Annotated in this window: 20 protein-coding genes and 1 riboswitch; of the genes, 18 read left to right on the forward strand and 2 right to left on the reverse strand. The window is 29.2% G+C overall.

What is annotated here, in order from left to right:
- Window positions 1-170: 170 nt before the first annotated feature.
- The 7 genes from ACSYT2_RS04655 (at window position 171) to ACSYT2_RS04685 (ending at window position 7,183) form a co-directional block, all read left to right on the forward strand.
- On the forward strand, window positions 171-1,451 hold the full coding sequence (locus tag ACSYT2_RS04655; protein ID WP_438383795.1) for a hypothetical protein: 1,281 nt from the start codon (window positions 171-173) through the stop codon (window positions 1,449-1,451).
- A gap of 21 nt (window positions 1,452-1,472) precedes the next feature.
- On the forward strand, window positions 1,473-1,877 hold the full coding sequence (locus ACSYT2_RS04660) for an arsenate reductase ArsC (protein WP_438383796.1): 405 nt from the start codon (window positions 1,473-1,475) through the stop codon (window positions 1,875-1,877).
- A 168-nt stretch (window positions 1,878-2,045) separates the two neighbouring features.
- Entirely contained in the window at window positions 2,046-3,704 is a 1,659-nt protein-coding gene (hcp, locus tag ACSYT2_RS04665) for a hydroxylamine reductase (protein WP_438384997.1), read from the forward strand.
- A gap of 286 nt (window positions 3,705-3,990) precedes the next feature.
- A complete protein-coding gene (locus tag ACSYT2_RS04670) occupies window positions 3,991-4,626 on the forward strand; it encodes a hypothetical protein (RefSeq protein WP_438383798.1) in 636 nt (211 codons plus the stop codon).
- 11 nt (window positions 4,627-4,637) lie between these two features.
- Window positions 4,638-5,198, forward strand: a complete 561-nt coding sequence (locus ACSYT2_RS04675; RefSeq protein WP_430856019.1) for a hemerythrin domain-containing protein — start codon at window positions 4,638-4,640, stop codon at window positions 5,196-5,198.
- A gap of 351 nt (window positions 5,199-5,549) precedes the next feature.
- Window positions 5,550-5,702 carry a zinc-ribbon domain-containing protein gene (locus ACSYT2_RS04680; RefSeq protein WP_430856020.1) on the forward strand — a complete coding sequence of 51 codons (153 nt, stop codon included), beginning with the start codon at window positions 5,550-5,552 and terminating at the stop codon, window positions 5,700-5,702.
- A gap of 758 nt (window positions 5,703-6,460) precedes the next feature.
- Window positions 6,461-7,183, forward strand: coding sequence for a metallophosphoesterase family protein (locus ACSYT2_RS04685; RefSeq protein ID WP_438383801.1), 723 nt, complete (start codon window positions 6,461-6,463; stop codon window positions 7,181-7,183).
- Between the two features lie 121 nt (window positions 7,184-7,304).
- Here ACSYT2_RS04685 and ACSYT2_RS04690 read toward each other — a convergent pair whose 3' ends face one another.
- Window positions 7,305-8,036, reverse strand: coding sequence for a 3'-5' exonuclease (locus tag ACSYT2_RS04690; RefSeq protein ID WP_430856022.1), 732 nt, complete (start codon window positions 8,034-8,036; stop codon window positions 7,305-7,307).
- A gap of 359 nt (window positions 8,037-8,395) precedes the next feature.
- Here ACSYT2_RS04690 and ACSYT2_RS04695 point away from each other — a divergent pair, with 359 nt between their 5' ends.
- The 10 genes from ACSYT2_RS04695 to ACSYT2_RS04740 all read left to right on the forward strand — a co-directional run bounded on the left by ACSYT2_RS04695 (window position 8,396) and on the right by ACSYT2_RS04740 (window position 21,191).
- Entirely contained in the window at window positions 8,396-9,070 is a 675-nt protein-coding gene (locus ACSYT2_RS04695) for an MgtC/SapB family protein (protein WP_430856023.1), read from the forward strand.
- A 164-nt stretch (window positions 9,071-9,234) separates the two neighbouring features.
- Entirely contained in the window at window positions 9,235-9,801 is a 567-nt protein-coding gene (locus ACSYT2_RS04700) for a P-loop nucleotide/nucleoside kinase family protein (protein ID WP_430856024.1), read from the forward strand.
- A 213-nt stretch (window positions 9,802-10,014) separates the two neighbouring features.
- Window positions 10,015-11,388: a citrate/2-methylcitrate synthase gene (locus ACSYT2_RS04705; RefSeq protein ID WP_438384998.1), complete on the forward strand. Its 1,374-nt coding sequence runs from the start codon at window positions 10,015-10,017 to the stop codon at window positions 11,386-11,388.
- A 250-nt stretch (window positions 11,389-11,638) separates the two neighbouring features.
- Window positions 11,639-13,804 carry a HelD family protein gene (locus tag ACSYT2_RS04710; RefSeq protein ID WP_438383804.1) on the forward strand — a complete coding sequence of 722 codons (2,166 nt, stop codon included), beginning with the start codon at window positions 11,639-11,641 and terminating at the stop codon, window positions 13,802-13,804.
- A 486-nt stretch (window positions 13,805-14,290) separates the two neighbouring features.
- Window positions 14,291-15,733: a potassium/proton antiporter gene (locus ACSYT2_RS04715; protein WP_430856026.1), complete on the forward strand. Its 1,443-nt coding sequence runs from the start codon at window positions 14,291-14,293 to the stop codon at window positions 15,731-15,733.
- A gap of 130 nt (window positions 15,734-15,863) precedes the next feature.
- Window positions 15,864-16,769 carry a chemotaxis protein gene (locus tag ACSYT2_RS04720; RefSeq protein WP_430856027.1) on the forward strand — a complete coding sequence of 302 codons (906 nt, stop codon included), beginning with the start codon at window positions 15,864-15,866 and terminating at the stop codon, window positions 16,767-16,769.
- Between the two features lie 220 nt (window positions 16,770-16,989).
- Window positions 16,990-17,811 carry an ABC transporter permease gene (locus ACSYT2_RS04725; RefSeq protein WP_438383806.1) on the forward strand — a complete coding sequence of 274 codons (822 nt, stop codon included), beginning with the start codon at window positions 16,990-16,992 and terminating at the stop codon, window positions 17,809-17,811.
- Between the two features lie 17 nt (window positions 17,812-17,828).
- Window positions 17,829-18,602 carry an ABC transporter ATP-binding protein gene (locus tag ACSYT2_RS04730; protein WP_430856029.1) on the forward strand — a complete coding sequence of 258 codons (774 nt, stop codon included), beginning with the start codon at window positions 17,829-17,831 and terminating at the stop codon, window positions 18,600-18,602.
- Window positions 18,603-18,689: 87 nt separating this feature from the next.
- Window positions 18,690-19,694, forward strand: a complete 1,005-nt coding sequence (locus tag ACSYT2_RS04735; RefSeq protein WP_438383808.1) for an ABC transporter substrate-binding protein — start codon at window positions 18,690-18,692, stop codon at window positions 19,692-19,694.
- Window positions 19,695-19,742: 48 nt separating this feature from the next.
- Complete coding sequence (locus ACSYT2_RS04740; protein WP_438383809.1) at window positions 19,743-21,191, forward strand: aryl-sulfate sulfotransferase; 1,449 nt, start codon at window positions 19,743-19,745, stop codon at window positions 21,189-21,191.
- A 55-nt stretch (window positions 21,192-21,246) separates the two neighbouring features.
- Here the strand turns inward: ACSYT2_RS04740 and ACSYT2_RS04745 are convergent, their stop codons facing one another.
- Window positions 21,247-22,041 (reverse strand): HAD family hydrolase, encoded by a 795-nt coding sequence (locus tag ACSYT2_RS04745; protein ID WP_430856032.1) that lies wholly within the window; start codon window positions 22,039-22,041, stop codon window positions 21,247-21,249.
- A gap of 247 nt (window positions 22,042-22,288) precedes the next feature.
- Window positions 22,289-22,381, forward strand: a riboswitch (TPP riboswitch).
- 101 nt (window positions 22,382-22,482) lie between these two features.
- Here ACSYT2_RS04745 and tenA point away from each other — a divergent pair.
- Window positions 22,483-23,148 (forward strand): thiaminase II, encoded by a 666-nt coding sequence (gene tenA / locus ACSYT2_RS04750; protein ID WP_438383811.1) that lies wholly within the window; start codon window positions 22,483-22,485, stop codon window positions 23,146-23,148.
- The last annotated feature ends 1 nt before the right edge of the window (window position 23,149 follow it).

Genomic DNA, 23,149 nt, shown 5'->3' on the forward strand with positions numbered 1-23,149 from the left:
TATTCTTTGTCATTAAGATAATATTTAATTATGTATATAAATAGATAACTTCCTTTTTACAAATATATGTATAAAATTGGTATAAAAGATGTTATGATATAGGTATATAACAAAATATGGTAAGTTTCTTTGGTATTGGTTATATCAATAAGAAAATAGGGGGGATTACAGTGCTAAATGAGAGTATATTAGGATTATTTCAAATTGATGAACATTTGATTGGAGAACGGTATATTAATGCCTTTATTGAAAACAAGTGTGACATTAACGACTTAGTCGAGGGTTTAGATAGAAATAATATGTATAAATATCATAATGATTTAAAGAACTTTAATTATCCTGTAATCTATAGTATAGAAGAAGAGCAGAAGATAAATGAGTTATTTGGAAAGATAATGGAAAAGGATATATCCCTAGGTCAAAAGATATATATTTATATGAATTCATTTTTTAGGACATTTTTGAACCTTGAGGAATTTATTGAGTCTATTATTGAGGAGTCAATGGAAGAAGTTATTTTAAATAAGTTATTTGCTTTTTATAAATTTTATGGAAAAGTTATTAATACAGAAGGGGATTATATTGAGATTGATCCTTTATACCTTGGAACTAGAAAGAGTATTCTTTTAAAAAAATCATCAGAACCAGATTTAGAGTGGAGAAATGTTAAAGTTAATGATGAAGTAAGTTTTGACTTGAAGAAATTTAATAAAGGAAGAATATATGGGAAAACCATAAAGATTATTAGGTTAAATAGTGATGAAAATTTACTAATTGATTGGGAATTATATTCAAAGGCTTTACTAAAAATATCATTATGTAGATATATAAGTGAAGAAAATAGAAGAACTCTGAATGAGATACGTAATATAGATTTTAGAGCTATAAGAAAGATAGCTAAAAATCAAGAATTAATTATGGAGTGCCTAAGGGGTCTTAAAAATATTGAATCAATAGCAAATTTTTTAGAACTACTAGGAGATAGGAATAGCTATAAATATGATGAAATTAGAAGTAAGTTATGTTATAAGCCAAATGGAAAAGATAATGAAGAAAAGTTAGAAAAACTTTTAAGTATAATTATGAGTGATAAAGGATCTTTTGAGAATAAGGTTAATATTTATATGAATACACCTTTAAAAACTTTAGTGGACATTAATAAATTTATGGGATTATTGATAGAAAATGGTTTAGAGGAGAATAAAGTATATAGGGTATTCGATAAGTATAAGTTTTATGGAAAGGTTATTTACAGTACAGGTAATATTGTAAAGGTACAACCATCAACAATATATTTAAAGGATATAGTAACTATAGATAAGAGATATCAATTATCTTTAAAGAAAGAAAATGTAAGAATAAATAATATGGTTATTTTTAAGATTAATAGGTATTATAAGGATACAGATAGAATTGATGTTCAAGTAGTTGCACATATAGTAAGAAAATAGACTTAAAAGGGAGAGGTAAATATGAAACCAAAGATAGCATTTATATGTGTTCATAATTCATGCAGATCACAAATGGCTGAGGCAATAGGAAAATTATATGGAGATGATGTATTTGAAAGTTATTCTGCAGGTACAGAAACTAAGCCTCAGATTAATCAAGATGCAGTTAGAATAATTAAGGATTTATATGATATAGATATGAATGAAGGTCAAAAATCTAAGTTATTATCAGAAATCCCAAAGGTAGATATAGTTGTTAAGATGGGATGTAATGTAGTATGTCCATATTTTCCAGGGAAACATATTGAGGACTGGGGATTAGAGGATCCTACAGGTAAGCCTGATGAAGAGTTTATCAAAGTTGCCAAGAATATAGAAGAAAAGATAAAAGATCTTATAAAGAGAATTAAAAATAAGGATATATAGTAAATTATGATTAGAGGTAGAAATATTTAATTTCTACCTCTAATTCTATATTAAAGGCAAAAGTAAATAATATATAGAAATAATAAGAATAAATATATAAAGATAGTAGGGTATATTATAAGCTTTTATGAAAATAATAATATGGAAGAATTTAAAGGAGTGATATTCATGGATGAGAATCCGATGTTTTGTTATCAATGTGAACAAACAGCAGGGGGGAAGGGCTGTACTAAAATGGGTGTCTGCGGTAAAACACCTGAAGTAGCAAATTTACAAGATTTATTAATATATCAGCTTAAGGGAATTAGCTGCTATGCAATGGAGATAATAGAAAATGGCAAAAATATAAGTAAGGATATAGTTAGTTTTGTAGAAAATTGTTTATTTACAACATTAACAAATGTAAATTTTGATGCAGAGGTCCATATTGAGTTATTAAAAAAAGCTCAAGAAATAAAAGAAGAATTAAGTAAATATGGAGCTCAGGGTAAAGAGTATCCAGAGCAAGCTACTTATAAATTAAGAGATACAAAAACTGAAATCCTTGAGGATTCAAAAAGAGCAGGGATTATGTTTGATCAGGACTTAGATGCTGATTTAAGATCACTAAGACAAACCATAGTTTATGGACTTAAGGGAATAAGTGCTTATGGACATCAAGCAAGAGTCTTAGGTTATTATGATGATCAAGTAGATAATTTCTATTTTAGGGGATTGGAAGCTGCAACTAAGGATAACCTATCAGTTGAAGAGTTAATTAGAATGACTATGAGGACTGGTGATATGGCTGTAGCAGTAATGAAAAAACTGGATGAAGCCAATACTAATACATATAAAAATCCTAAGCCTCAAAAGGTAAATGTCAATATTAAAAAGGGGCCATTTATTATAGTGTCTGGACATGATTTAAGGGATCTGGAAATGCTTCTTGAGCAGACAGAAGGTAAGGGGATTAATATTTATACTCATGGTGAAATGATTCCTTCTCATGGATATCCAGAACTTAAAAAGTATAAACATCTTGTGGGTAATTATGGTGGAGCTTGGCAGGATCAACAGAAAGAGTTTGATGGTATTCCAGGTTGTATTCTAATGACTACGAATTGCCTAATGAGACCTAGAGAAACATATAAAGATAGGATATTCACTACAAGTGTAGTAGGCTGGGATGGGATTAAATATATTGGGGCAGATAGCAAAGGCTACAAAGATTTTTCGGAGATAATAGAGAAAGCTTTAGAGCTTGGTGGATTTAAAAAATCTGAAGAACCTCATGAAATCTTAGTAGGCTTTGGTCACAATGCCACCTTGAGTTATGCTAATGAAATTGTTGAAGCAGTGAAAAATGGTGATGTAAGGCATTTCTTTTTAATAGGTGGATGTGATGGTGCAAGACCGGGAAGAAACTATTATACAGATTTTGCTAAGCTTGTACCAGAAGACTGTATTATCTTAACACTTGCTTGTGGTAAATATAGATTTAATAAGTTGAACTTTGGTGAAGTGGCAGGGCTTCCAAGATTATTAGACATTGGTCAATGTAATGATGCTTATTCAGCAGTAAGAATTGCTACAGCCCTTGCTGACGCTTTTGATACAGATGTAAATGGGTTACCATTATCAATTATTTTATCCTGGTATGAACAAAAGGCGGTTGCAGATCTTTTGGCGTTATTATCATTAGGGATAAAGGGTATATTCCTTGGACCGAGTCTTCCAGCCTTTATAAGCCCTAATGTGTATCAATATTTAGTTGATACATTTAATTTAAGACCTATAAGTACGCCAGAAGATGACTTGAAGACATGTTTACAACAAGGAATTTAAAATTTCCAGTAAAATTAAAATAATAAAAATTTTAAGGTACTTATATTATTAATCTAAGTACCTTTTTATATTTTTAAGAACATATTAGTTTTTAATGTAACAAAGGTTACAGAGTAATTCTTAGTGTTTTAGTATACTTTAAATAACAGATAGCAAGTAATGAAAGGAAGTATTTTTATGAAGCTTAATGTTAAAATAGAGGATAATGTTATTGTCAAGGAAGAGAGTAAAATATTAGTGATGATTTCGAAATCATTAAATGAATAATAGAGAGGTGGAGTAGACTATGAGTTTATATTTAGGTAAAATTCATTATTGGTTATTTAATAAAATTGTATGGTTTGAAGGGTTAGAGAGTGAGATTATTAAGTTAGCTGAAAAGAAAGGATTGAATGTAGAGGAGCTATCAGCTGAAATAAATAAAAAGTATGGAGAGAAGTTACCAAATAAACCATTAGAAGAAATTATAGATTTAGGAAATATTCACGGATGGTTACAAAGCAAGATTCATTCTGCGGAAGGAAGGGTTGCTACTTGGACAGCTAGAATAATACAAAGTAGTAAAGATAATTCTAATGAGATGAATGATATATTTATTCATCAAGGGATGAATACAGGTATGTTGGTTCGAGAGGAAAAAGGAGAGATTAATACAGCTATAGAGATCTATAATAGTATTAATGACTATATTTTAGATGGAATGCCATGTGATAGAGTTAATGAGGTTATAATATCTGAAGAGGATCTTGTTAAGTGGCAGAGAAGGATTTGTGTCCATAAAGATATTTGGGATGAAGTTGGGGTTGAAGTAGAGTATTTTTATACCCTAAGAGATTTATGGATAAAAGCTTTTGTAACAGAAGTAAATAGTAGTTTTATTTATATTGAAAAAGATGGTGTGATGGAAATAAAAAGAGTTTAGGGGAGGATAATATGAAGGCTATAGAATTATTAATGGATGAACATAAGTATATAAAGAGAATGCTACTTGTAGTAAGAAAGGTCTGTTTAAATATTATGGATGGATCAGAAGTTGACTATGAGGATTTTTATAAAATAATTGATTTTATAAGGAACTATGCAGATGGACATCATCATAATAAGGAAGAAATTATACTTTTTAATAAGATGATAGATGAAATGGGAGTAACTGCTGAAAAGGTAATTAAATATGGGATGCTTGTTGAACATGATTTAGGTAGACTATATATAAGTAGTTTAGATGAATCTTTGCAGAAACTAAAGTCTGGAGATAAGGAATCAAGGCTTGATGTAATTGCTAATGCGATTTCATATACTAATCTTTTAGAAAGACATATACATAAAGAAGATAATGTGATTTACAAATTTGCAACTAGAGAGCTATCAGAGGATACTTTAGATAAAATAAATGAAGAGACAAATCTTTATGAAGGTACAAACAATACAGTTAAGGATAAGTATGTGGAGTTATTAGAAGTCCTAGAAGAGAAATACTTAGAAAAAAAGAGCTAAAAAGTCGGGGTGGACTTATATAGCTCAAAACTTTATGAAACAGGCATATGTTTCGATTTATTATATACTGAATTAATTGAAATAGAAATATATATAAAGTTAATGATTTATGAATTCAAGTTTATATTTACTATTGTAGCTATATATAGATGATAAAGAACTATTTAGCATGTATATTTCATATAAAAATGATTTATTTTATGGAAAAAATAAAAAAAGGGTTTGTTTTTTATTTTGAAGTATGTTATACTAAATGAGCCGAAACAAAAAAGATTTACTATGAAATATACATTTCTCCTTTAAGAGAATTATATGGAAGTATTAATCTTTAAATTAAAGGAGGATTTTAATATGACAGATAAGACTATCGTATGCAGAGATTGTGGAGAAGAATTCGTATTCACAGTTGGAGAACAAGAATTCTACAAGGAAAAAGGATTCGATAACGAACCAGTTAGATGTCCAGCTTGCAGAAGAGCTAAGAAAGAACAAAACAGAAGATAATTTTGTTCACTAAGAGTTACGAGAGTTTCTTGTAACTCTTTTTTGATCTATTAAGGTATGTTAGTAAACAGAAAAAAGAGGAAAATAAAGTGAATGAATAAAGAAGTTGCTTTGTAGTTAGATAATAAAGTTATCATTTATAAAGTGTAGGGTTCCGTAGTAGTTAATCCTTTAAAAGCTACTTTCCATAAAATATGATATAAACTCCTGTAAGAAGGGAGCTAATAAAAAAGCTAGTAGTAAGCTACTAGCTTTTTTGTTATTCAGAAAACTATTAGTAATTTTAGTATAGTAAGACTACTAATTTTATAGACTTTTTATTTCATCAAAGGTACAGTTTCTATTTGATCAGAAATACTTTCAATTTAATTCCAAGGGGGCATATTATATTCTTTATATTAGGGATATAAAGAATATAAATAAAACTATAAAGTTATCTATACCCTAGAAAAAAGAGTGGTTATAGTTGCCAAAGTATTTTAAATTTTGTGCTAGTAGATTTATAAGGCAAGTAGTAACCTACTAGTACAATTGGTAAAAAGGATAGTAGAAAATCATAAGAATTAAATGACATAATAAATCTCTTTAAATATTGTAAGTTACATACAAGTGTAGATTATTTTATAAAAAAGTAAAATTTTGTATAAATATAAGTTGAAAACTCTTCTGTTAAATTTTTATTGAAAATAGGATTAAAATAATAAATAATATGTTACAATTACATAAGAAATCTTTATAGGAAGAAAGGAGAATTATTTATGATTTATGTAATGTCAGATATACATGGTTACTATAATTCTTTTATAAGAATGTTAGAGAAGATAAATTTTACTGAGGAAGATACCTTATATATTTTAGGGGACTTAATAGATAGAGGACCTCAGGGAATTAAACTTATAGAATATTGTAGAAACAATCCTAATATTATAGTTCTTAAAGGCAATCATGAGTATATGCTAGAGACATATAAACGTGATGAGCAAATGAATAAATGTTGGCTTAGAAGTGGTGGGCTAGATACTTTAGATGAATTAGAAAGTAACTATGGAGCTAATTCTGAATATGAAAAGGATATTATAAGTTGGATAGAAAAATTGCCGTTATTTATGGAAGTTAGTGTTGGGGGAGAAAGTTATTTACTTACTCATGCTGGATTAAGTAAAGAATTATTTGATAAATATTGTAAACGCAATAAATATGGAAAGTTCCATAAGATCGATTTACCAGATTTATTTGAGTGGGCTGTTGAATATTTAGATTGGAACGATAGCAATATACTTTGGAGTAAGGGGATATTCGATTCAAAATTTATATTCACTAAGGGAAGTTTAGTAGTAGGCCATACACCAACAAGTAGTAAGAAGATAGAAAAGAAGAAAAAAGTTTATAATATAGACTGTGGTTCCTATGAGAAGGGTGGAGCCTTAGGCTGTCTTTGCTTGGACAATTTAAAAGAGTTCTACGTTAAGGTAATAGATTAGAATTATTAATTTGCTAGTATCTATGAATTATATACTAGCAGTAAACTCTTAAGGAATAAATAAGGAAGCTTGTGAATACAGGCTTCCTTGTTTATTTTTTAGATATTCCTTATAAACTTAATTATATAAGGAATTGGTTAGTCTTTCCCATAATATAAGAAAGTTTTATTATAGATATTTCTTCATCAGTCATTTTTCTATTATACATTTTTTCGAATTGATTAATTAATGATTTTGTATCAATTTTAGATTTATATGCTACATTCCTTTTATAAGAGCTTTTTAAATTATAGGATAAAGTATTTATATTAGGATTATAAAGTATTTTAAAAATCTCTGAGGTATAGTAGGCATCATTAAAGGCATCATGAAAATCATGTTTAATAGGTATATTTAGGCCCTCGGCAGCATTTTTCAAACCTATTTTTATTCCCTTTTTAGTATTAAAATAGGTTGAAGCAATATTTTGAACATCAATATATTTTTTGACAATTAGATTATCAGATAAATTATGAAATTCTATGTTTCTTAAAAGTTCTTTGATATCAGCCATGCCCCAGGTACATAAGGTATAGTCATTTTCACCAATAAAGTTTATAAAATCATTATAAACATAAGGAAAGGTTTTTTCTTTATATAAATCTTCAGTAGATATTTTAGTTAGGCCTTCTACATAAGGATGTACAGTAGTATAAAGGGTAGGCTTCACTAATGAGTTAAAAGTGGATATAATCTCTAATTTATCATTTAGTTTGAATGCTCCTATTTGAATTATTTCAAAGTTTAATTTATATGTATTATTATCTTTAGAATCTTTCTGATTAAATTCTAGATCGTATACTATGAAATTCATTATACTTACCTGCCTTTTAGGTTTATAGTTCTTTATTTATAGTATATGTAAAATTAATAAAAGAAAATAAAAAAATTAAGGGGATAGATAGTAAAATAATGAGCTGTGTAGGTTTAATAGCAAGTCTTTTTAATAATTATATACATAAAATATAATGTGATTATTATCTGAGAGATACAAGTGATGTATTCAAAGGGTTCAGTTAATTAAGGAAAGTACTCAAAGGCATGTTGTTTAGTACAGTGGGAATTTAACATCACCTTATAGAGATAATGTAAGTTTAACATGGAATAGTAGATTTTTGGAAGATATTTAAACATATGATATAAAGTAAAATATTATAAAAATGGAGAAGTAAAATGAGTGAGTTTTTATATACACAATTAGAGCTAGTTTTAAGAATATTGATAGCAGGGGTTTGTGGGGGATTAATTGGATATGAAAGGAGAAATAGATTAAAGGAGGCAGGAATTCGAACTCACATTATTGTAGCCTTTGCGTCGGCACTTATGATGATTGTGTCTAAATACGGATTTGATGACATATTAGGAGAAGTAGGAGTAGGTCTTGATCCATCTCGCATAGCATCTATAGTAGTATCGGGAGTTGGATTTTTAGGAGCAGGACTAATCTTTGTTAGAAATAGGTCAATTAGTGGACTAACTACAGCAGCGGGGATATGGGTAACAGCAGGGGTAGGGCTTGCAGTGGGCTCAGGCTTATATTTTTTAGGGTTAGTTTCCACATTATTACTTGTTATTGTACAGGTACTAAGACATAAGAGAATAAAATGGTTTAAGCTGCCTACATCTGAACAAATAGTAATCAAAGTTTGTGATAGTAGTAATGGTATAAATTATATTCAGAAACTATTTGCTGAGGATAATATTGAAGTAACAAATATGAGAGTTGAAAGGATAGAGGTTGGATGTATTGAGGTTGATGCATATATAAAATTACCAAGTGGATATAATGTGGCTGATCTAATGAAGATTTTTACTGATAATCCTCTAATAAAATCTGTAGAGATATAATCTACATTTTCACAGCATATATTGTAAATTTCTAAAGAGATGATATAATTATAAATGTTCGATTTTTTATATCGTAATTTAGCTTTACACATTAGATAATTGTACAAGCTTAAATATATAAACCAAAAGACAAAATAAAGATGACTGTAGGGGTGGAACATAAAATGAAAAAATTAATATTAGTTACATCTCCACCTGCGTGTGGAAAAACTTTCGTATCAAAAGAATTATCTAAAGGAATGAAGAACATAGTTTATTTAGATAAAGATACTTTAATACCATTATCTAAGCAAATATTTAAGGTTGCAAATGAAGAGTATAATAGAAGCTCGGATTTTTTTGAGGAGAATATCAGAAATTATGAGTATGAAGTTATAGTTGATTTAGCATTAGAAGCATTAGAGTATGCAGATAATGTTTTAATAAATGCACCTTTTACTAGAGAAATTAGAGATACAAGCTATATGGAGTCATTAAACAAAAAATTAGCAGAGAAAAATGCTAAGTTAAGTATAGTATGGGTTGAAACTGATGTGGAAGTATGTCATAGAAGAATGATAGAACGTAACTCAAGTCGTGACACATGGAAACTAGAAAATTGGGATGAGTATATTGCAGGATGCAATTTTGAAAGACCAGAAGATATTAAGGATCTAATTGTATTTAATAATTCTTCAGAAGAAGAATTTAAAGAGTCTCTAGAAAGAATAGTAAAAACTTTAAGTGAATAAAGTAAAAAAGGAAATCCACTGTGTATAGCAGTGGATTTTTTTTATAAGTACTGAATAAAAATAATTAGAATAAAGTGTAATTGAAGGGTAAATATAAATAAGTAATAAAAATTTCGAAAATGTGTTAAAATATGTTATCATATTAGTAATATCCTTATAGTTTAAAGACTATATTACTATATTATTAAGAAAGGAGAGGGTTTAGTGATAAATATATCAGATATAAATTTTTCTGAAATCACGCCAGAAATAATTAAATTAAAAGATATTTGTCTCGAAAATAGCAAAATAGAAAAGGATCTCTATGTAAAGTATAAAGTAAATCGTGGATTGAGAGATTTAAATGGAAAAGGCGTTCTTACTGGGCTTACAGAGATATCAGAAATATGTTCAAAAAAAATTAAAAATGGTGAGAGTGTTCCTTGTGATGGAAAACTTTATTATAGAGGTATGGACATAGAGGAATTGGTGGCTGGTTTTGTAAAAGAAAAGCGATTTGGATTTGAGGAAGTAGCATATCTTTTATTATTAGGAAATCTACCTAACAAGAAAGAATTAGAAGATTTCAATCAAATACTAGCAAGGTATAGAAGTTTACCAACATCCTTCGTAAGAGATATTATTATGAAGGCACCAAGTTTTGATATGATGAATGCTCTTGCTAGAAGTGTCCTTACCCTTTATTCATATGATGATAGGGCAGATGATACAGCTATTGATAATGTTTTACGTCAATCATTACAACTTATTGCTGTATTTCCACTATTATCAGTATATGGATATCAATCATATGATCATTATTATAATGGTAAAAGCTTAATTATTCATACACCACAAGCAGAATTATCAACTGCAGAGAATATTTTATACATGTTACGTCCTGATTGCAAATATACTGAGCTTGAAGCAAGGATACTAGATGTTGCCTTAGTACTTCATGCAGAACATGGTGGAGGTAATAATTCTACATTCACAACTCATGTAGTTTCATCATCAGGAACAGATACTTATTCAGCAGTTGCAGCAGCACTAGGTTCATTAAAGGGACCAAAGCATGGTGGAGCTAATATAAAGGTAATTAAAATGTTCAATGATTTAAAAGAAAATGTATCGGATTGGAGAAATGAAGATGAGGTTAGAAATTATTTAAAGGCATTACTTAGAAAAGAGGCCTTTGATAAAACTGGTTTAATTTACGGTATGGGACATGCTGTTTATTCCTTATCAGATCCTAGAGCAAATATTTTTAAAGGATTTGTAAAAAGCTTATCAGAGGAAAAGGGTAGAACTGATGAGTATAACCTTTATGCCTTAGTTGAAAAACTAGCACCTGAAGTTATAAATGAAGAGAGAAAAACTTATAAAGGTGTAAGTGCTAATATTGATTTTTATAGTGGATTTGTATATAGTATGTTAGATTTGCCATTAGAATTATATACACCAATATTCGCAATGGCACGTATTGCAGGATGGAGTGCCCATAGAATTGAAGAGTTAATTAATGCAGATAAAATAATTCGTCCAGCTTATATGAATGTTGAGGAGCAGAAGGAATATATTAGCTTAGAAGATAGAGAAAACAATTAAATATTTTAAGATTATTTAAGTACTTTTTTGAAAAGAAATTAATAAGAGTGCTATTTTACTCCAGTAAAAAGAAAAAGTCTTTTTGCTGGAGTATTTTTATTTTAATAAATAGCATTGGGAGAAATATTATATCTATGGTATTATATAGTGTCTAAGGGTTAAATATAAAAGTATGGTCATGATAAAAGCTTGACATATTAAATAATAGTATTTAAAATTTAATGACGATTAAATTAGGAGATAAAGAAATATGCTTATAGGAAAAGATAAATTAGCAGAAGAAAAGTATTTAGAATTAACTATTAAAACAATTAAGGGACTTTTGGAAAAATATATTGACCTAAGTGAAATAGGGGATAAGGAGATTGTAAAACATAGAAGATTTCTTTGGGAAAATAGAACTGAGCTAGATGAAATAGAGATAAATGAAAACTGCAGTCAAGTTGCATTACAAGAAAAGGTTCATGCAAAACAAGTAACTAGGATTAGAACTCTTGAAAGGCAGCTTGGATCACCATATTTTGCAAGATTAGATTTTAAGGAAGATGGTGAAGAAACTGAAAGTTTTTATATAGGATTATCAACAGTAGAAAATGAAGAGGATTTTGAGTTTTACGTTTTTGACTGGCGTTCACCAGTTTCAACTATGTTCTATGATTTTGAAGTAGGTCCAGCTTATTATGAAGCACCTGGAAGAAAAGTTAAGGGTGTAATTGAATTTAGTAGACAATTTAACATTAAAAATGGTGAGATAGTATTTATGCATAATTCAAATGAATCATTATGTGATGAAACCTTAGGAGCAATGCTTGGCGGTAATGCTACAGATAAAATGAAGAATATAGTAGCATCTATACAAAAAGAACAAAATGATATTATAAGAAATGAAGATAGCAAAGTATTGTTTATTCAGGGTGCAGCAGGGTCAGGAAAGACCTCAATTGCCCTTCATAGAGCAGCATATATATTATATAAACATAGAAAAGAACTTAAAGCAGATAATATATTAATTTTCAGTCCAAATGAGGTGTTTGCAGAATATATATCTGATGTACTACCTGAACTTGGTGAAAGTAATATTCTTCAAACTACTTTTGAACAATTCTCAAGGACTTTCTTGCCAGGAAATTATATATATGAAAATAAGAATGAACATTTAGATTATATATACTCTCAAGAGGACGATTCAAAGGAATTTAAGATAAGAGCAAAGTCTATGGAATATAAAAATACTACTGAATTTATGGAGGTATTAAATAAATTTACAAGAGATATACCAAGATTAATAGTAAATTCTAAGGCTATAATAATAGAGGGTAAAGAGATAGTAAGTAGAAAATCTGTTGAGAAGACATTCTTAGAGAGATTTCAAAATATACCATTTTTAAATAGAATTGATGTGGTTAAGCAAAGTATATTTTCACAGGTTGAAACAAGATACTTATCTGATAATGACGACTTTGATTATATAGAAGATAGAAAAACCTTCTATGATTATTGTAATGAGCAAGTAAGTATTCAAATTGATGGAATGATAAGGACTTTAAATAATGTTGAAGTATATAAAATTTTATGGAATAACATAGAGAAATACACTAAAGAAAATTTAAGGGATATTAAAGAACTTACACTAGAGAATTTAAGTTGTGGAGAAGTTAAATTTGAAGATATTACGCCAATAATATATATTAGAGCAGCTATGGAGGGCTTTAGAAATTATAGTAGTGTGAAGCATATTCTAATAGACGAAGCACAGGATTATAGTCCTCTTTTCTATGAAATAATAAAAAAATCTTTTGTAGATGTCTCAATTACAATTATGGGGGATTTAAATCAAAGAATTGATAAACATTCAAACGTTAAAGATAAAAACGGAATAACTAGTATATTCAAAGATGTTAAGGTTGCAATATTAACCAAGAGTTATCGTTCAACATGGAATATAACTAATTTTACAAAGGAAATATTAGATACACATGAGCCAATAGAAGCTGTTGAGAGAACAGGTGAATATCCTATGGTTCATATAATTAAAGATAATTTAGAAAATGAAATTTCAAAGGTTATCGATAAAATGACTGAAAAAGGCTATAAATCTATAGCTGTAATTTGTAAAAATAAGACTAAGGCTGAGGAGATTTATATAAGACTTAAGGACATTAAAGATAATATAAATCTTATAGATAACGATAAAGCAGAGTTCAAGATTGGTATAAATGTAATATCATCATATTTAGCTAAGGGACTTGAATTTGATGGGGTTATCCTTGCAGATGGAGAAGCTTATTATGGTGAGATAGACAAAAATCTATTCTATACAGCTTGCACTAGAGCATTGCATGAACTACATATTTTTGGTGATAAGGAGCTTGATAAAGTATTACCAAAGAATAAGGAACTTTATACTATTGTGTAGTAAGAGAAGCTAAGAAATAATTCTGGAAAAAGCAAATATAAATAACTAATGTTAAGGGTGGATTTGTATTAATGAATCCACTTTTGCTGTTCACGGATAAAGATAAATTAATCTTCATATACTGAAATATATGAATTTATTAAATGTTAATATTATTGGGACTATTAAACATTATTAGTTGATAATTGTATTTTAGTGAAATATAAATACAAAAATTAAAGTCTTAAATATGGTGAACACAAGGATATACTAATAAATATATATATAATACACAATAATAAATTATTGAATAAATATGAACAAATTTAAATTTGTTAATTATTAGTTAACATTTAAGTGGTAAATTAAAAAATAAAAGCATAAATATGTTATAATATAACTAATTGATATTGATTATTAGCACCCTTATCAAAAGAATTTAAGATTTTGGTTAGAGTGATGCTTATATAACTTAACATAATAATATTTTATAATGGGAGGAAGTGTATGATTAATTTAGTTTTACTTAGTATTTTAATTCTCTTAATATGTATAAGCTCAGATAAGGCTTTATACAAATTTGGAGTACCTATTCTTTTAATATTTATAGCCTTTGGTATGTTATTAGGCTCAGATGGAATCGGTGGCATTTATTTTGATGATTATGCATTAACAGAAAGAATATGTTCTATTGGACTTGCATTTATAATGTTTTATGGTGGTTTTGGAACTAATTGGAGAATGGCAAAACCAGTAGCAATTAAATCTGTTGCCATGTCGACTATAGGCGTAGCAATAACAGGAGGTCTTACAGGACTATTCTGCTATTGGATAATGAAAACAACCCTACTTGAGGGATTACTTATAGGTGCTATTGTGGCATCAACAGATGCAGCATCAGTTTTTTCAATATTACGTTCACAAAAGTTAAATTTAAAAGATGAACTTGCTTCATTACTGGAATTGGAAAGTGGAAGCAATGACCCTATGTCATATATGCTTACTATAACTATTTTAACCTTTATGTCCAGTGGTAGTGGAGAGTCAATCTTCTCCATGTTATTACTTCAAGTTATCTTTGGTCTTTTAATAGGATTTGTATTAGCAAAGATTGCTGTTGTGTTATTAGATAGAATATCTTTCCAAATTGATGGATTCTACCCTATATTTGTTACGGCCATGGCCTTATTAACTTATTCTCTAAGCGATTCTCTTGGTGGAAATGGATATTTAAGTGTTTATATTGCAGGTATTATAATTGGAAATAGTGCCATTCCTCATAAGAAGAGTTTAGTTCATTTCTTTGATGGAATATCATGGATAGTACAAATGGGATTATTCTTCTTACTAGGACTATTAGCATTCCCATCTAGATTACCAGCAGTTATGTTTACTGGAGTTGCTATTTCAATATTTATGATCCTAATAGCAAGGCCTATTGCTACATTTAGTATACTTAGTTGGTTTAAAGTTCCTATAAAAGAGCAAATTTTTATTTCATGGGTAGGTCTTAGGGGTGCAGCATCTATAGTTTTTGCTATATTTGCTATGAATTCTGGAGTCTTAATAGATTCAGATATATTTCATATAATATTCTTCATAGCATTATTCTCTGTTGCAGTTCAAGGTACTCTTATACCAAAAGTTGCAACAAAGCTTAATCTTGTAGATGATAACGCACCAGTTCTTAAAACATTTAATGATTACAGAGAAGAAAGAGCAACGAAATTAATAGAGTATAATATTAAGAGCGATAGCATTTGGGCAAATAAAAAAGTAATGGATGCGAGAATACCAGATGAAATTCTTATTGTAATGATAAAACGTGGAGAAGAGGTTATAGTACCTAAAGGAACTATAAAGATTGAAAGTGGAGATACATTAGTATTAAGTGGAAGTGATTATGAAATGAATAAATTTATTAAGGATAATTCACTTAATATAAATTAATTTAAAAATCTCAGCAATAGTGCTGAGATTTTTAATTATTTGTCTAAAGAATTCACATAATATATCGATAAATATACTGAAGCCATAGGTTACTATCCTATGGATTATAAAAGCATTGAGAGGTAAAATTATGAATAATAATATATTATTAGAATCAGGCAATGGTGAATTAGAGATTATTGAGTTTGTTGTTAATGGAACTCATTATGCAATTAATGTAGTAAAGGTTAAAGAAGTAATAGAGATGCCAAAGGATGGAATAACATCACTACCAAATCCTAAGGCTGAGATAGCAGGACTTATGCTGTGTAGAGGGGAAGTTCTTACATTAATTGATCTAAAATATATAGTAACAAGACAAAAAATAAATAATTTAGGCTCTAAGGTTATAGTTTGTGAGTTTAATAAGCTTAAGGTTGCCTTTAGTATTGATGATATAGTAGCAGTTCATCGTATAAAATGGAGTGATATAAGAAAGCCAGATGAATTATTTGATGAAACTTTAGCTGTTGGAACTATACTATTAGGTGAGAAACTTATGATTATGCTTGACTTTGAGAAGATAGTTACTGATATTAATCCAAGTTCAGGAATAAGTGAAGAAAGACTTGTAACTGTTGAATATAAGGATAGATCAGGTGTGAAATTAGTATTAGCTGACGATTCTGCCTTAATTAGAAGACTTTTAAAAGAAACATTAACAAAAGCAGGGTTTAGGGACCTAAGAATTTTTGATGATGGTAAACAAGCACTAGATTATTTCAATAGTCTTGTTGATAAGAAGGGGCAAGACTTTATTGAAGATGCTCAAATATTAATTACTGATATAGAAATGCCACAAATGGATGGGTTAACGCTTACAAGAAATATAAAGGAAAATGATGTTTTAAAGAGGCTACCAGTTATTATATTCTCATCATTAATTACCGAAGAGTTAAAACATAAGGGTGAGTCAGTTAAAGCTGATGCTCAACTAAGTAAACCTGAAGTTGAACAATTAGTAGCAGTTATTGATAGGTTATTAGGCATTTATTAAAGTTAATAGAGGTTAAGAATTTTTAAAGTAATGAAATCCGCTGTGTTACACAGTGGATTTTTTATTTTGTAGTTACTAACTAAGATTCAAGCAAAATAAAAAAATTAACATTTGGAATTTATTAATATTATTAACATTTGATAGAAATAAGAATATAATTAGTAAATACATAGTATTCATATAGAATAACTATGAAATAAAAAAGAAGGGGGCCGATAACATGAAAATGACACAAGAAAATTTAGTCGAAGAAATTAAGAATAATATTGAGAAGAGGAAAAAGAAAAACTGTAGTATCAGAAAAATAGGGAATTATCTATGTTTACCAATAATCATTGTAGTCCTATGGATCACAGCAACAAATATACAATTATTTTCATCAGCAATATTACCATCTATACCAACTGTGTTTGAATCTTTAAAGAGTCAAATAATATCTGGTCAACTTGTTCAAGATATTAGCATTAGTTTGATACGGGTATTAGAAGGATATCTTCTGGCAGCAACCCTAGGTATTACTCTAGGTGTACTTATGGGGATGAGTGATAAAATAAATAATTTCTTCTTTATAACCTTTAGTGGAATAAGACAAATACCAATGCTAGCATGGATTCCGTTGATAGTTTTATGGTTTGGAATTGGAGAGAAATCAAAAATTATAGTTATAGTAATTGCAGCCTTTTTTCCTATTTTATTAAATACTATTAATGGAATAAAGAGGGTTGATGAGAGATTAATAGAGGTTGGTAAGATGTTTAATCTAAGCAAGTGGAAGTTATTTAAGAAAATATATTTTCCATCTGCACTACCCTCAATATTTGTAGGATTAAAGCTTGGACTTGGAATATCATGGATGGCTGTAGTTGGAGCTGAAATAATAGCTTCAAGTTCAGGGATAGGATATAGAATGAATGATGCAAGAAGTTTAATGCAACCAGAAGTAGTCTTTGTTGGAATGATATCAATTGCGCTAATTGGAATTATAATGGATCAAATTTTAACAAGAGCATCTAAAAAGATTACTCCATGGGAAAGGAAATAATGGGGGAGGTATTAAAAATGATAGATAATAATTTAGTTATTGATAACTTAAATAAAAGCTTCCATGTTGATGGAAGTAGTATAAAGATATTAAGTGATATTAACTTGGATATAAAAGAAGGAGAGTTTGTAGTAATTGTTGGGAAGAGTGGATGCGGGAAGAGTACATTGCTTAAAATTATTGCAGGATTATTAGAATATGATTATGGAAATGTAACCTTAGGTGGAAATAGAATTATTAAACCAGGTGTTGATAGAGGAATGGTTTTTCAAGAGCATAGATTATTTCCTTGGTTAACTATAAAAGAGAATATAGGACTAGGGTTAGATAAGCTTGAAGAGATAAAGAGGGAAAGTATAGTATCGGAACATTTAAAATTAGTAAAACTTGAAGGATTCGAAAATGTTTATCCCCATCAGTTATCTGGAGGCATGGCTCAAAGAGCAGCTATAGCAAGAGCACTTATAAACGAACCAAAGGTATTATTATTAGATGAACCTTTTGGGGCTTTAGATGCATTAACAAAGATTTTATTACAAAAAGAAATATTAAGAATATGGGGAAAGGAAAAATCAACTATGGTTATGGTTACTCATGATATTGAAGAGGCAGTATATTTAGCAGATAGAATTATTGTAATGTCTGAGAGACCAGGGAAAATAAAAGAAATAGTTAAGGTTGATTTAGGTAGAAATAGAGACAGAGGTAGTGCAGATTTCTCACGCATTAAAAAGAAAATATATTCCTATTTCTTTGAAGAGGATAAAGTTGAAATAGAATATACAATTTAAAGAAGCAAGATTCATTAGTATATTTCAAAAGCCAGAGAGTTTAGGTAAATAAAATCAGATTATAAATGAATATAGGGAGAGATTGAAATGAGAAAAAAACTAGTATCAATAATATTAGGGTTAATTATGGTAGTAGTATTAGTAGGATGTGTTGATAAAAATGAAAATGGGGATACTGGGAATAAGGTAGTTAGAATAGGATATCCAGGGACACAAAATTTTATTGGTGGGGTAGCGGGGATAGCCCAAGAGAAGCAATTTATAGAAGAAGAACTTAAGAAAGTTGGATATAGAGTAGAGTATAAATCTTTTGCAGCAGCTGGTCCTGCTGTAAATGAAGCACTTACTGCAAAGGAAATTGATATAGCAGTATATGCAGATTTTCCAGGAATTCTAAGTAAATCAAAAGGGGTTGAAACAACATTAATAGGAATATCTGATAATTATATAAATTCAGCAGTAGTTGTTAAGTCTGATTCAAATATAAGTACAATTAAGGATTTAAAAGGCAAAAAAATTGGATTTACAAAAGGAACTTATATGCAAAAATATTTGTATCAAATATTAGAATATAATAGTATAGGCAAAAATGAAGTTGAACTTATTAATACTAGTGATGGGGAAGCAGCTCTTCAAGGAGGAACAATAGATGCTTTAGTTACAACTGATACTCAGGAAGCCTTACTGGTTTTGACAAAGAAACAGGCTAAAGTTATTGATACATCAAAGGATAATAAGGAAATTTGTGCTCAGTCAATTATAATTGGAACTAATGAATTTCTGGAAGGAAATAAAGAGGCTGTAATTGCATTACAGAGAGCATTATTAGATGCAAAAAGATTTATTAAGGATAATACAAATGAATCTTATGAGGTATTTACTAAATCAGGATTGGACAAAGAGTCCGTAGAATATCTATATGGTAAAGATAAGGAGAAATTTGATTATATTACACTTAAAGTTGGAGAAGAAGAAAAGAAGAAGCTCAATAATAGTAAAAAATTTATGTTGGAAAACAAAATAATATCTAAAGATTTCAATATAGATAGGTGGGTTGATAATTCATTTTATGAGGCAGCAAATTTAAATTAAAATTTATATTTAAATAAGAGAAACTAGTAATTAAAGGGGGAATTTATTATGGGACATCCGACAATTTATCCAACTGGAGTAACTTTTTATAATCCAAAGAAATCATGGAGTGGATACACTATCTTTCAGGTTAATGGATTAGGAGCATTATTAATAAATATGAATGGAAAAGAGGTTAAACTATGGAAGGGGCTTCAAGGATTCCCTAACAAAATATTCCCAGGGGGATATGTACTAGGAAGCACTGGAGAGAGGAATCCTAAATATGGGATTCAGGATATGGTTGACTTAGTACAAGTAGATTGGAATGGAAATATTGTTTGGAAATTTGAAGAAAAAGAATATATTCATGATGATGGAGAGGAATCGAGATGGATGGCAAGACAACATCATGACTTTCAAAGGGAAGGAAATAGCGTTGGTTACTATGCACCGGGATCAGAGCCACTAGTTGATAGAGGGAATACACTTATACTTTGTCATGAAAATATTAAGAATAATAATATAAGTGAAAAGTTACTATTAGATGATAAGATAATCGAAGTAACATGGGAAGGGGAAATTATTTGGGAATGGAATATTAATGAGCACTTTGAAGAGTTAGGGTTTAATGAGACTGCTAAAAATGTAATTTGTAGGGATCCTAATATAAGGCCAGTAGGTGGGGGGATGGGGGACTGGATGCATATAAACTCCATTTCTTTATTAGGTCCTAATAAATGGTATGATGATGGTGATGAGAGATTTAACCCTAATAATATTATTTGGAGCAGTAGGGAATCGAATATTTTTGCAATTATTGATAAAAGTAGTGGGAAAATTGTTTGGAAGGTTGGGCCATACTATGATGAAAATGAAACCTTAAAAAAACTAGGGTGGATTATTGGTCAACACCATGTGCATATGATACCAAAGGGATTACCGGGAGAAGGGAATATACTAATCTTTGATAATGGGGGATGGGCCGGGTATGGAAGTACTAATCCTGTGTCACTAACTGGCAGACAAAATGCCCATAGGGACTATTCTAGAGTATTAGAAATTAATCCAGTAACATTAGAGATTGTATGGCAATATACTCCAAAGGAAGCTGGGTTAGTTGAGCCCCTAGATTCAAGTAGATTTTATAGTCCTTTTGTAAGTAGTGCACAAAGACTTGCCAATGGTAATACACTAATAACTGAAGGATCAGATGGACGGGTATTTGAAATTACATCTGACCATGAGATAGTATGGGAATATATAAATCCGTACAAAGAAGTAGAAAATAACGTTCCAAGTATGAACATGATATATAGGGCTTATAGGGTTCCCTATGAATGGGTACCACAATTAGAAAAACAAATTGAGGTAGAAATTAAAAAGGTGGATTTAAAAAACTATAGAATAGAGGGGGCAGAACCTATAGGGGCAAAAGAAATAACAGAAGTTATTGGAGTTAAAGGATATAATAATAGTAGTGCATTTTGCGTTATATCAAATACAGAAGGAAAATAGGATAATGTAAAAGTAAATAGGGAACCCCAGCATAAGTGGTGCTGGGGTCTTTTATTTAAAGCATATTATAATGAGATAAGGCATGATGTATTCCATCATCCTCAAGATTCTTAGTAATAAAGGAAACTAGATTAAATAGAATGGGATTACTATTACCCATTGCAATACTATGATTAACATACTCAAGCATAGATAAATCATTAGTGCTATCACCTATAGCATAAGTATTTTCATAAGGAATATTTAAATGATTTATTATATACTTAATTCCTGATGCTTTAGAGTATCCACTAGGCACTAATTCATAAAAATCATCAGCTCTTTTTATAAAATCGAATATATTTTTATACTTTTCATAAAATCCATTAAAGTTACTATCTTCATTTAAGAAAATAACTAGCTTGTCAATATCTAAGTTATCTTCATACCAGGTAGTACCTTTATAGAAGCCTTCATTTTTATGTATATCTATAATTCTTAGAATTTCTTTATGTTTTATATTTTCAAGGTTATCAAAATAAACACCATTTCTACCTTCCAATACTCCATCTAAATTATACTCTTGCATTGCTTGTCCTAATTCCTTTGATAATTCTTTACCAAGAGATTTGTAAAGAAGAACTTCATTATTATATTCAATGTAAGTACCACAACCACAAATTAATCCATCAAAACCTATCTCTCTATGAGTATTAGTTATTTCTGATACTGGCCTACCTGTATTAATAAAGGCTAGGTGACCATTTTCCCTTATCTTTTTAATTGCCTCTTTAGTGCTTTCTGGAATGATATGATTTTCTTCACTTACTAAGGTGCCATCAATATCAAAAAATACAATATTTTTATTCATTAGTAACTTAACTACATCAACATGTAGTATCTCCTCTCTTTGATTTATAACTTTATTATAGTGAAAAAGCTCATATATTTCAAAAAAATCATAAGGAAGAGGTAAAAGAGACATTGTAAAGGCGAAGATGGATATTAACCAAATTATATTAATTTAGAGTAGTCCTTCTAATATTTAAGTATTAGTGATATAATTATTTTGGATATTATAGGTTGTAAAGTTATAATATTCTGATATTTTGTAAAAATAAAATAGCTAGGGGAGCCATGTGCTGAGAGGATAACCGACCCTTATACCTGAACTAGATAATGCTAGCGTAGGAAAGCTTATTATAGAATTATAATATTAATATATTTTAATCTTGAATTATATAAGCTATGCCTATAGGTATAGCTTTTTTATTATGTAAATTAAGAATATGTATAAGTAGGAGGAGAAAATATGTTATTTACAGAAAAATTATTTAAAGGAAGTAAGGATATATGGATGGGGTATTTAGAACATCCATTTATTAAGGAGATTGGTGAAGGTACTTTAGATAAGGATAAGTTTAAAAATTATCTTATACAAGACTATCTATATCTTAAAGAATATACAAAAGTATACTGTATGGGGGTTATAAAAAGCAACAAAATATATGATATGAAAATGTTTTATGAAGGAGCAGATGGTATTATTAATGATGAAAGTGCAAATCATATTTCTTATCTAAAGGGATTTGGAGAAAATATTATTGATATAGAGAATTATGATTATCATAAAGCAAATGAAAGCTATACAAGCTATATGAAGAGTGTAGCATTAACAGGTTCAATTGAAGAAATAGTTGCAGTATTATTACCTTGTACCTGGAGTTATAATTTTATAGGGAAATATCTTAAAGATAATTATAGTGGATCAATTGAAGGTAATTTTTATGGAAGTTGGATAGATGTTTATAGTGGTGAAGACTATACAAATTTCACAAAAATATGGATAGACTACACTAATAAGTTATGTGAGAATTTAAATGAAGATGATAAGGAGAAATTAATAAAAATCTTTAGGAATGCAAGTATATATGAGATGGATTTTTGGAATATGGCATATTCCTTGGGAGATAAATAAG

Origin of the sequence: Clostridium zhoujianii (assembly GCF_051590805.1) — a bacterium.
In the GTDB taxonomy this organism is placed as follows: Bacteria; Bacillota; Clostridia; order Clostridiales; family Clostridiaceae; genus Clostridium.